The organism is Dysgonomonas mossii DSM 22836 (assembly GCF_000213575.1).
Classification (GTDB): domain Bacteria; phylum Bacteroidota; class Bacteroidia; order Bacteroidales; family Dysgonomonadaceae; genus Dysgonomonas; species Dysgonomonas mossii.
Window position 1 is genome coordinate 251,606 of record NZ_GL892008.1, and the last position, 11,694, is coordinate 263,299.

General features: G+C 41.0%; 6 protein-coding genes and 2 rRNA genes. 5 read left to right on the forward strand and 3 right to left on the reverse strand.

Annotated elements, in window-relative coordinates:
• Positions 1-91 precede the first annotated feature (91 nt).
• From HMPREF9456_RS12725 to HMPREF9456_RS12745, 5 genes are all read left to right on the forward strand, one after another.
• Positions 92-3,019, forward strand: a complete 2,928-nt coding sequence (locus HMPREF9456_RS12725; protein WP_006843946.1) for a GH92 family glycosyl hydrolase — start codon at positions 92-94, stop codon at positions 3,017-3,019.
• A gap of 13 nt (positions 3,020-3,032) precedes the next feature.
• Positions 3,033-3,887 (forward strand): endonuclease/exonuclease/phosphatase family protein, encoded by an 855-nt coding sequence (locus tag HMPREF9456_RS12730; RefSeq protein WP_006843947.1) that lies wholly within the window; start codon positions 3,033-3,035, stop codon positions 3,885-3,887.
• Between the two features lie 98 nt (positions 3,888-3,985).
• Complete coding sequence (locus HMPREF9456_RS12735; RefSeq protein ID WP_006843948.1) at positions 3,986-5,950, forward strand: alkaline phosphatase; 1,965 nt, start codon at positions 3,986-3,988, stop codon at positions 5,948-5,950.
• A gap of 123 nt (positions 5,951-6,073) precedes the next feature.
• The gene (locus HMPREF9456_RS12740; protein ID WP_006843949.1) at positions 6,074-7,528 is read left to right on the forward strand and encodes a PA14 domain-containing metallophosphoesterase; all 1,455 of its coding nucleotides are present in this window, start codon (positions 6,074-6,076) and stop codon (positions 7,526-7,528) included.
• Between the two features lie 225 nt (positions 7,529-7,753).
• Positions 7,754-9,361, forward strand: a complete 1,608-nt coding sequence (locus HMPREF9456_RS12745) for an MGH1-like glycoside hydrolase domain-containing protein (RefSeq protein ID WP_006843950.1) — start codon at positions 7,754-7,756, stop codon at positions 9,359-9,361.
• A 54-nt stretch (positions 9,362-9,415) separates the two neighbouring features.
• Here the strand turns inward: HMPREF9456_RS12745 and HMPREF9456_RS12750 are convergent, their stop codons facing one another.
• The 3 genes from HMPREF9456_RS12750 to HMPREF9456_RS12760 form a co-directional block, all read right to left on the reverse strand.
• A complete protein-coding gene (locus HMPREF9456_RS12750) occupies positions 9,416-10,951 on the reverse strand; it encodes a family 43 glycosylhydrolase (protein ID WP_006843951.1) in 1,536 nt (511 codons plus the stop codon).
• 285 nt (positions 10,952-11,236) lie between these two features.
• Positions 11,237-11,347, reverse strand: a 5S ribosomal RNA gene (rrf, locus tag HMPREF9456_RS12755).
• Between the two features lie 133 nt (positions 11,348-11,480).
• Positions 11,481-11,694, reverse strand: a 23S ribosomal RNA gene (locus HMPREF9456_RS12760); the annotation flags it as partial.

Genomic DNA, 11,694 nt, shown 5'->3' on the forward strand with positions numbered 1-11,694 from the left:
AGAAGGAACTGTCGCAGAAGTAGAAAATACATTTTGGATAGTTCCTTCTTAATGATAAATTGAGGCAACCGTAATTAATATATAAAGCTTAATGAAGAAAATACTCGTATCAACCTTTATTATTGGATTTTTAATTAGCTGTACAAATCTACCTAAAAACCCTATCGACTATGTAGACCCATTTATCGGAACAGGTTTTCATGGACACACATATCCCGGAGCTACCACTCCGTATGGAGCAATACAATTGAGCCCCGACACCCGTACTGGAGACTGGGATGCATGTTCGGGCTATCATTATAGCGATTCTTCTATTTTAGGATTTTCGCACACTCATCTTAGTGGAACAGGCTGTGCCGATTTGGGCGACGTGCTTTTCCATCCTACCACCAAAGACATAAAACCGGTATCGAAAGGTTATATTTTCGAGCCTCTTGCCTTTTCGCATCAAGACGAAAAAGCCTCACCCGGATATTATTCGGTTGATTTCAAAGAAGAAGGAATTAAAGCTGAACTAACAGCTACAACATATACAGGTGTACACCGATACACCTTCGAGAAAGATAAAAACCAAGCCATAATTATAGACATGGCACATGTGTTGGCCGAAGAAGTTATCGACTCGCTCGTTATCAGGCAATCGGCAAACAATGAAGTGTCGGGAATGAGAAGAACTCAGGGATGGGTAATCAATCAGTATGTGTTCTTCGTTGCTCAGTTTTCTAAAGACATTCAGTCTTTCGACTTAGTTAACGATGGTGTCATTCTGGACAAGGAAGCCAAACCTAAAACGAATAATCAACAAGCCGTCCTCAAATTTGGATCTTCGGATGGTACACCGATTATAGCCAAGGTTGCTTTCTCGGTTGTAAGTGAAGAAAATGCACGAAAAAACCTGAGTCACGATGTCGAAGATTTCGACTTTGATGTAGTACACAATCAAGCCCGTAACCTTTGGACTGAAGCGTTATCGGAAATCGTTGTAGAAGGCGGAAGCGAAAATGATTTGAAAAACTTCTATACCGCCATATATCACTCAAAAGTAGTACCCAATATAATGAGTGACGTAAACGGACAGTTTCGCCGCCATGATATGAAGGTTGGGATATTGCCCGAGGGAGAAAAATATTACTCAACATTTTCTATTTGGGATACGTTCCGTGCGTGGAACCCTCTCATTACACTAACAGATACTACACTCGTAAATAATATTATCAACTCTTACCTCGATATGTATGATGCCTCGGGTGAACTTCCTATCTGGCCGCTATCTGCAGGAGAAACAAACACTATGATCGGCTACCACTCGGTATCGGTAATAGCCGATGCCTACATGAAAGGAATACGAGGTTTTGATATTGCTAAGGCTTATGAAGCCATGAAAATTTCGTCCGACAAAAACAAAAAAGGTTCTGACTATTATATCAAATACGGATTTATACCTTCAAACATAAAACGAGAGTCAGTGTCATGTCTCCTCGAATATGCATACGACGATTGGTGTATTGCGCAAATGGCAAAAGAGTTAGGGAAAGAGGATGATTACAAAGTATATACCGAAAGAGCACTATCATACATCAATGTATTTGACGGACATACCAAATTCTTTAGAGGTAAACGTATGGACGGAAATTGGGACAGCCCTTTCAATCCTTTTGAACCCGGACGTGCGTATACAGAAGCTACTGCATGGCAGTACCGTTTCTTTGTTCCGCATGACGTAAATGGTCTTATACAGCTCTTCGGGGGGAAAGATGAATTCACGTCTCAGCTGGATAGCCTCTTTGTTGTGAAGTCGAAAGTTGACGGACACATGTCGGATATCACAGGACTTATAGGGCAATATGCGCACGGCAACGAGCCGAGCCATCATATGGCATACCTCTATAATTATGTTGGTCAGCCTTGGAAAACTCAGGCTATGACCCGCCGCATACTATCCGAGATGTATCAGCCGACTCCTGAGGGAATCAGTGGTAACGAAGATTGCGGGCAGATGTCTGCTTGGTATATCCTTAGCAGTATGGGTATTTACCCTGTATGCCCGGGGTCGAATGAATTTTCGTTGACAACTCCGCTGTTTGAAAAAGCAACAATAAAATTAGCGAACGGAAAAACATTGACTATCAAGGCTAATCACCCTGAAAAGAATATGTATATCAACAAAGTTTCTCTCAACGGAAAAGAGATAGCTGCTAATTATGTCACCTACCAAGAACTAATGCAAGGAGGGATACTCGATTTCAACTTATCATCTACTCCAAACAAGTCCAGAGGCATAGCAGAATCTGATTATCCGCATTCGATGACTACAGGAAAGATTGTTTCGATACCATATACAACAAAGGATCTGGATCTCTTCATTGACAATACAACTGTTGATTTGCATTCGGCGACAAAAGATGTGAAAGTCTATTACACCCTCGACGGGAAAGAGCCAACCGAAGAATCGGCTCTCTATTCCGAGCCAATAGCAATAACTGCAACTACAACGATCAAAGCCCGTGCGTACAAAGATGGATTTATCCCGAGCCGCATATTTACGATTCAAGCCACAAAGGCTGTATTCAAGAACCCTGTATCAGCTTTGGCCAAAGAGAATGGTACAAACTTTCATTATTACGAAGGATACTTCAGTGCTGTAGACCAGATACAGAAGCCACCTCTCGTAGAGAAAGGAATAATAGCCGAACCGTCAATAAACGGAGCAAAACAAGCTGATCATTTTGCATTTATATTCACAGGTATTATCTTTGTACCAGAAGATGGCGTCTACGAATTCATGACTACCTCCGACGACGGCAGTGTCTTGTATATTGACAATATAAAGATAGTTGACAACGATGGTTCGCATGCAGCCATATCTGCCACCGGCCGAATTGCCCTGAAAAAAGGCCACCACACATACAAGCTCCAATACTTTGAGGATTACGAAGGAGAGCACCTGAGTTGGGGTTGGAAAAAGCCAACATCCGAGAAGTTTGAGAATATACCGGCATCTAATTTATTCACAAAATAAAAACCTTGATAAGATGAAAAAGTTATTTTATTTTCTTGCTGTAATCGTATTATTGGCTTCATGCAATAGCAAGCCAATAGACCTCAATGTAATGAGCTTCAACATTCGTTACGATAATCCTGACGACAGCCTGAACAACTGGCAGTACAGAAAAGATGTTGCAGCAAAGACGATAAAGAGTCAGAATGCTGACATCGTTGGAACACAAGAGGTGCTTGTAAACCAACTGAATGACTTAAAATCTCGCCTGCCCGAATATAACGCGATAGGAGTTGGCCGTGAAGACGGTATCGAAAAGGGAGAATACAGTGCTATATTATATAAGAAGGATAGATTCAAGGAAATAAAATCCGGTTACTTCTGGCTGAGTGAAACACCCGAAGTGGCAGGTTCTAAAGGTTGGGATGGAGCTTGCGAGCGCATTGCTACATGGGCTATACTGGAGGATATAAGCAGTAAAAAACAATTATTCTTTATCAATACACATCTCGATCATGTGGGTAAAATCGCGCGTCAGGAAGGTGTAACTTTATTGCTAAGCAGAGCAAACGCTCTTGCTAACGGTTTGCCGATCATTATGACAGGAGACTTTAATGCAACACCCGAATCGGATGTTATCAAGCATGTTACAGATGTGAATAGTCCTGAACATCTTATCCATTCGAAAGATATTGCAGTAGAGAAAAGCGGTACAGACTGGACATTCCACGGATTTGGAAAAGTACCAATGGAAAGACGTGAGTTTATCGATTATGTTTTTGTAAGCAAGGGCATCAAGGTAGCTAAACACAGTGTGCTCCCTGAAAAATTGGACGATATATTCATTTCAGACCATTCTGTAGTAGTTGCTCAAATAGAAATAAAATAATTATAGAATTTGTGCTATCCTGCGTGTAACGAAGTTTCTATATCAATAAAAGAAGCTTCGATCCGATCAGAATAACAATCAAAAAAAGGTTTTTAATCATGAGACATATTTTAAACAAATTATATTTATTAGTCTTATTGACAGGCTTAATAAGTATATCTATCAATGCACAGCAACGGATACTCATTCACTCTCATAACGATTACGAGCAAAGAGTGCCGTTCTATCAGGCTTATGCACAGCAAGTAGCATCTATAGAAGCTGATATTTACACCACAGGGAAAGCCAATGAATTGAAGGTGGCACACGACCTCAAAGACGTAGCCAATGCCCCGACTTTAGACGAAGCATACATCACCCCGTTGGTCAATCTTTTTAAACAAAACGGAGGAAGACCTTGGAAAAACTCAGATAAAACGCTTATTCTTTTGGTAGATCTGAAAACTCCGGCAAATCCGACTTTGGATATATTAGTATCCAAACTGAAAGCCTATCCTCAGGTTTTCGACGCTGCGGTTAACCCTTATGCCGTAAAGGTTGTTATATCGGGGAATCGTCCTGCCGAGAAAGATTATTCCAAATATCCGTCATTCATTTCATTCGATGGATATAAAACCGACTATACGCCCGAACAGCTGAAAAGAATAGCAATGATAAGCCTTTCTTTTGCCGACTATTCGGTATGGAACGGTAAGGGTTCTATTAAAAAAGCAGAGTTGGAAAAAGTGGTAAAAGTAATCAATGAAGTACATGCATTGGGCAAGCCTATCCGTTTTTGGGGAACGCCCGATGGCGTTACCGCATGGAATACATTCCACAATCTAGGAATAGATTACATTAATACCGATCGCCCTGAAGCGTGTGCCGATTATTTCTCGCATTTCGACAATAAGAACTACCAAATAGGGAAGAATGAAGATATAACCGATGATGTAGCACGTGCCAAAAGGCTGGATAGAACAACAGTTGGTTTTCAAGGTTTTAACAACAAGCTTCTGCAACTATCGAAAGGTATCAACGTATATACCCCCACTTACAAAAATGATGGAAGCAACAAGCCTGTCAAGAGCATCATATTCCTTATTGGTGACGGTACAGGACTTGCTCAACTACAGGCAGGAGCTACAGTAAATAATGCCAATTACAAAAACGGAAACGGGCTTACAATATTCAACATGAAATATGTGGGATTGCAAAACACCAGTGCCAAAGATGCCTATACGACCGATTCTGCCGCAGGAGGTAGCGCATTAGCGACAGGCGAACTACACAACAACCGCCATATCAGCATGAGTGAAGATGGAGTAGCATACCCTTCTATGGCAGATGTAATGTATGCTGCGGGATATGCCTGCGGAGTTGTAACACTGGGTAATGTTGCCGATGCTACCCCTGCCGCTTTCTACGGACACTCGGTAGAAAGAGATAACTCTGACGAAATAACTTCGTATTTGCTCGATGGAAAACTAACCCTTCTGAATGGTGCGGGAATGTCTGTCTTTACACATAGGAATGATGGTAAGGATATTTTGGACGAATTGAAAAAACAGTATAGAATCAGCACATCTATTGACGATATCAATGCCGACAACAAGAAGGTTATTTGTATTGACGAAAGAATGGATCTGGCAGCATCGGAAGAAACGCTGACAATGCTTGCCGACGCAACAAATCAGGCAATCAAGAAACTATCAACAACAAATGACAAAGGGTTCTTCCTGATGGTAGAGGGTGCAAAAATAGATTATGCCGGACATGCCAATTCTTTTCCGGGTTCTGTAATGGAAACATTAAGCTTCGACTTGGCGGTGAAAGCAGCCCTTGAGTTTGCAGATAGTAATGGAGAGACATTGGTTGTAGTAACAGGCGACCACGAAACAGGAGGTCTTACACTGGTGGACGGAAATGTTGCCAACGGACATCTCACTGCCCGCTATATGACCGACGATCACACTCCACTTATGCTGCCTGTATTCTCTTACGGGCCGGGTTCATCCGAATTCATAGGAGTGTATAAGAATACTCAGATTTTTCATAAGATGAAAAAATTATTAGGATTGTAAAAAATAATAATATCATCTTTGTCATGCTGAGGCACGAAGCATCTCGTTGCTGAACAGTTTTATAAAAAGGAAGCGAGATACTTCGTTACACTCAGTATGACAGAGAGAATACAGAAAAAGACCATGAGAAAATGTATACTAATAGTCGTAACTCTCTTTTGCGCAATTACGTCATTCGCACAAAAGAATAACATACAACTGAAATTCAATAAGGACGGTTATTTCAAGATTGCCCAATTTACAGACCTGCATTGGAGCAACAACTCTCCTAATTGCAGCAAGACTGTAGATGTGATAAAGTATGTTTTGGCAACCGAAAAGCCGGATATTGCGATTCTTACGGGTGATATTGTAACCGATATGCCTGCCAAAGAAGGCTGGAAATCTATTGGTAAAATATTTGAAGAGGCTAAAACACCCTGGGCTGTCACCTTGGGAAATCACGATGAAGAAGCAGGGCTTACCCGTGATGAGGTCTTTGATCTTATCGCAAACTACCCTTACTTTATCGGAGAAAAAGGCCCGGAGCTATCCGGATCGGGAAACTATCCGCTAGAAGTTAAGGCATCAAAAGGGGCTAAGACTGCGGCTGTATTGTATTGCATCGACTCGCACAACAAACCATCTGCACACAAGTACGGTCATTACGACTGGATACACTTCGATCAGATAGATTGGTACAGAAAAACCAGTGATAAATATACCTTGCAAAACGGCGGAACACCGCTTCCTGCTCTCGCATTCTTCCATATTCCTGTATTGGAGTATAACAACGTAGTTGGAAAAGAAAAGACCATCGGAAATAAAGAAGAAGGCGTTGCCTCTCCCGAAATAAATTCAGGAATGTTTTGCTCGATGGTAGAGAAGAAAGATGTAATGGGTGTGTTTGTAGGGCACGACCATGACAATGACTATATAGGAATCGATCAGGGAATAGCCCTCGCATTCGGACGTACAACAGGGGTCGACGCCTACGGTAAACTAGAAAGAGGCGGACGCATTATCAAAATGTATGAAGGCAAAAATCAGTTAGACACATGGATACGTACACCGAAGGGTATCGAGTTTGAATATTATTATCCTTCAGGCTTGTCTTCTGCGGACGAACAAGCAACAGAATATTTGCCTGCTAAAAACATTCAGGTAAAACAACAAGGAGTAGAGTACAAATATTACGAAGCCGATTTTAAACTTACGCATACTGATATGATCGCTTCTGCTAGGCTTGTAAAAGAAGGTACGATGAGCAATTTTTCGATTGCCTCTGCTACTGCTAAAGATTCTATGGCATTTGTATTCAAAACATATATCAAAATACCCGAAAAGGGCGTTTATCAATTCTATACCTTCTCCGACGATGGTTCGAAGTTATTGATTGACGGACAAGCCGTTGTTGACAACGATGGTTCTCACAGCCTGAAACGTGCCGAAGGAAAGATTGCTCTCGAAGCAGGATATCACGAATTGAAGTTATTGTATTTCGAAAACTATATGGGAGAATTCCTCGAAGTAGGTCTTTCGAGCCGCAGTATCAGAGAAGATATTATTCCTGATAATATGTTGTATATTGCAAAATAGTTTATCTATATAAGGACGCTGTCTAATGTTTTTTCTTGTATCCTACCGGAGATGATACTTCTCTTCGTTGAGCTTGATAAAAAACAGAAAAAGGTGACAGATAAAAAACAGAATAAAAAGTGTCACTTTTGTCACCTTTTATTTATATCATACAGGTTATAAGGCATATACAAAAACCGTATATTTGTAAAAAGTAACAATAAAAATCGATTATAATACCCTAAGATGAAAAGACTTGTTAGTTTAATTATTCTAAGCTGTATCGTAACATTCAACCTCTTCTCTCAAGAAAAGGAAGAGGTACCGCCAAAATACAACCTGCCATACAAAAATACGTATGTAAAGGAAGCTTTGGTTACGGAGAATGAATACCGTATAGCAAAACCAGAGGAAGTAATTCCTAAAAGCTTCGAAGAGGCGAAGAATATATTGCCCAGTCCTATTTGGGAAGGACATACCAAAGAAATAGAGATGTATTGGAAAGCATGGCAAATCGCTATCAGCAATATCCGTCAGCCACAAAAAGGTTCGGGCTTTGTTTCCAGCTATCTGGATACAGCTTATAACGGAAATATCTTTATGTGGGATTCATCTTTTATGATGATGTTTGCACGCTATGGATACCGCTTTTTCCCATTCCAACATACATTGGATAACTTCTACGCCAAACAGCATCCCGATGGATTCATTTGCCGCGAGATCAAAGCCGATGGAGCAGATTGCTTCGAGCGTTACGACCCTACAAGCACCGGGCCTAACCTTCTGCCATGGAGTGAGATGTTATACTACAAGCAGTATGGCGATAACGAACGCTTAGAAAAAATATTTCCGGCACTATGCGCATATTACAAATGGCTGAAACTAAACCGTACATGGCCTAATGGGACATACTGGTCAAGCGGTTGGGGTACAGGTATGGACAACATGCCACGTGTACAGCCTCAATATAATATGATATATAGCAACGGACACATGGTATGGCTGGATGCATGCCTGCAACAGATATTGATGGCAAATGTATTGCTCGAAATAGGTTTCTATCTGGAACGCTGGCAAGAGATCGAAGAGTTTGAGGACGAGATAAAAATGCTTACCAAATATGTACACGACAATCTTTGGGACGAAAAGACAGGATTTCTGTACGATCAATATGCAGATGGCAGCCTGAGTACAACAATGGGAATACCTGCATTCTGGGCATTACATACCGATGTATTAGATGCTAAGCAATTGGATAGAATGGTGAAACATTTGGACGATCCTAAAACATTCAACCGTCCGCACAGAGTTCCGTCTCTTTCGGCTGATAATCCGAAATATAACCCAAGAGGACGCTACTGGCAAGGTGGTGTTTGGCCGGGAACAAATTATATGGTTATTACAGGACTAGAAAAGAAGGGATATACAAAGCAAGCGAAGGAGATAGCCAAGAACCATTACAGTAATGTTTTTGAAGTATATAAGAATACAGGAACATTCTGGGAATATTATGCTCCTGAAGCTGCCGAACCCGGATTTATGGCTCGTAAAGACTTTGTGGGTTGGACAGGGCTTCCTCCTATCGCGGTATTTATAGAGTATATCTTAGGTATCCGTTCCGACTATGCCAATCATTCTGTAATATGGGATATTACTCAGACCGAAGCACATGGGATAGAGCGTTATCCATACGGCCCCGATGGCTTAGTTTCCTTTAAAGTTAACAAACGTAATTCGGCTGATGAAACTCCATCGGTTACGATTGATTCGAACGTTGCTTTCGAGCTAACATTGCTTTGGGGAAAAGACAAGAGTAAAAAGGTAAGTATTCAGGTAGGAAAGCAAACTATTTGAGAATCACATAAAAGGAACTGCCTTAAGAATTTAATTCCTAAGGCAGTTTCTTTATTATTTTATATTCGTCATCTTAAAGTAAGAGAATTCAGCAGGCTGAGAAGTGTCTCCTACTTGTATTATTCCGGGACGGGCTACTCTATCCCAACGGGTTAAATAATCGGCTTGAATAGGAATTTCATTTACCTTCGTCCAGCTTTTCCCATTCTTACTCCAAAAGAAAGTCATATAACAACCTTTCTCTACCTGAGCTTTGAGATAGACAAACTTCTGCGATATTGTTGAATTATAGATCAAAGATTGTTGACCATCTTTTATTGATTTCAACTCTAACTTTCCATCCGATACACCCCATACTATGAGATTCTTATCATCTCCATACATGGTAAGCCCTTTTATACTCTTATTGCTATTATCCACCAATGTTTCATAAGTATAGCGAGAAGTTTGCGGACGTAAGCATAATGCTGTTCCCCAATCATTCCCTTGTTTTGGAGTGCCACTAAGCAGAAGTTTTCCATTCCGAATTTCAGTCTTTATATCTGAATAAGGGAAGTTCCAAGTCCAATCTATTTTTAAGGTACTACCTTCGAATCCATCTTCAAAATCAGCAACTCCTTTCTGCACTGTTCCAAAGTATGGCATAGCTTGCTCTGCTTTCCCTACCGTTCCTGTACGGAAGTGCGGCCAATTATCGTCTCCCATGTACATCTCTTGCAATACAGGTTGTCGTCCGGCAAAAAAGCCTTCACCTTTGAAGTAGGCATGAAACAAATAGAACAAACGCCCATCGGGAGTATCTACCGCCGTTCCATGTCCGCAGGATAGATAATCACCTCCTCCATGCAGAATCGGATTACCAGAATACTTCTCATAAGGCCCTTTAAAACTTTTTGAACGGGCAACATATACATCATAATCACTTTGCGGACCACAACAGCTATGAGGTGAGTAAACGATATAGTAATAATCTCCTTTCTTGAAATGGTACTGACCTTCCATCCCGATTCGCTCATCATCTCTCAATAATGAGAAAGGCTCTCCTATCAATTTTAAGCCATCATCAGACAATTTACTGGCGAGGATCTCTATGGGTCTATAATCGAGCCCATACGCCTTCCATGATATGTACAGTTGCCCGTTGTCGTCATAGATAAATGCATCGATCGCTTCTTTTCCAAATTCGACCAAAAGACCATGATCTGTAAATTCATCTGTAGGACTATTTGCTGTAGCAACACCTATGTATGATACACCATCCGATTTTCGTCGTGCCGTATAATAGCAATAGACCTTATCGTTATGATAAAACAATTCGGGAGCCCAAAAAGAATTGGAAGTCCATTCGGGTTGCTTGTCAAATATATGGCCGATCTGCGTCCAGTTAACCAAGTCTTTTGAAGTAAATAGCGGATAGTGTGGAGCCCATTCGGAAGAGGTAGCAGTTGCATAATAGGTATCAACTATTCTTATTACAGACGGATCTGCCATGTCTCCATGAATAATCGGATTCCGAAAATAGTTCTGCTGGCTCTTTAGACTAGAAATAAGGATAAGGCTAAACAAGAGGATAAAACAAACTTTATTCATGATAAAATATTATTAGATCTTTACTTTTCTCGAAATCATTCTCCGTTAGAAAGATATGTTTCAGATGTTATTTACGATAGATTTTTTATTGGGCTTAAGGAATCTGGATTTCCCTTTATTCTAAATATATGACGAATATACAAAGAAACATTGGTATTATAAAAACAAAAGACCTCATTGGTATAATAAGATCCTTTTCTTCTGTTATTTATCATTCCTAATGGAGATCTGATTGTTCAAAAACAAAAAGTCCGCATACAATTGCTTGTATACGGACTTTGCTTAAAACGGCGGTAACCTACTCTCCCACTTTTACGCAGTACCATCGGCACGACCGGGCTTAACTTCTCTGTTCGGAATGGGAAGAGGTGGAGCCCCGGTGTTATAACCACCTGAATATCGTTACGGATGAATCGTTTTCCATCCTTATAGGATTGACCTGATGTAAAAGAGCAAATAATTCCGTATCATAGATACCAATCTAGCAAACCTCTGGGTTAGTTGTGCGGGGCAGACCTGAGTCCGCCCCCCTGTGAAAGCTTTCGGGCAATTAGTACTGCTCGGCTATGACATTACTGCCTTTACACCTGCAGCCTATCAACGTTGTAGTCTACAACGACCCTTATGAGGATATCTTATCTTGAAGCCGGCTTCGTACTTAGATGCTTTCAGCACTTATCCGATCCAGACTTAGCTACCCGGCGATGCTCCTGGCGGAACAACCGGTGAACCAGGGGTCTGTC

What these genes read in the sequence shown, in the direction of transcription:
- HMPREF9456_RS12730 (WP_006843947.1), top strand. Translation starts at nt 3,033, where the DNA reads ATGAAAAAGTTATTTTATTTTCTTGCTGTAATCGTATTATTGGCTTCA.
- HMPREF9456_RS12735 (WP_006843948.1), top strand. Translation starts at nt 3,986, where the DNA reads ATGAGACATATTTTAAACAAATTATATTTATTAGTCTTATTGACAGGC.
- HMPREF9456_RS12750 (WP_006843951.1), bottom strand. Translation starts at nt 10,951, where the DNA reads ATGAATAAAGTTTGTTTTATCCTCTTGTTTAGCCTTATCCTTATTTCT.
- HMPREF9456_RS12725 (WP_006843946.1), top strand. Translation starts at nt 92, where the DNA reads ATGAAGAAAATACTCGTATCAACCTTTATTATTGGATTTTTAATTAGC.
- HMPREF9456_RS12740 (WP_006843949.1), top strand. Translation starts at nt 6,074, where the DNA reads ATGAGAAAATGTATACTAATAGTCGTAACTCTCTTTTGCGCAATTACG.
- HMPREF9456_RS12745 (WP_006843950.1), top strand. Translation starts at nt 7,754, where the DNA reads ATGAAAAGACTTGTTAGTTTAATTATTCTAAGCTGTATCGTAACATTC.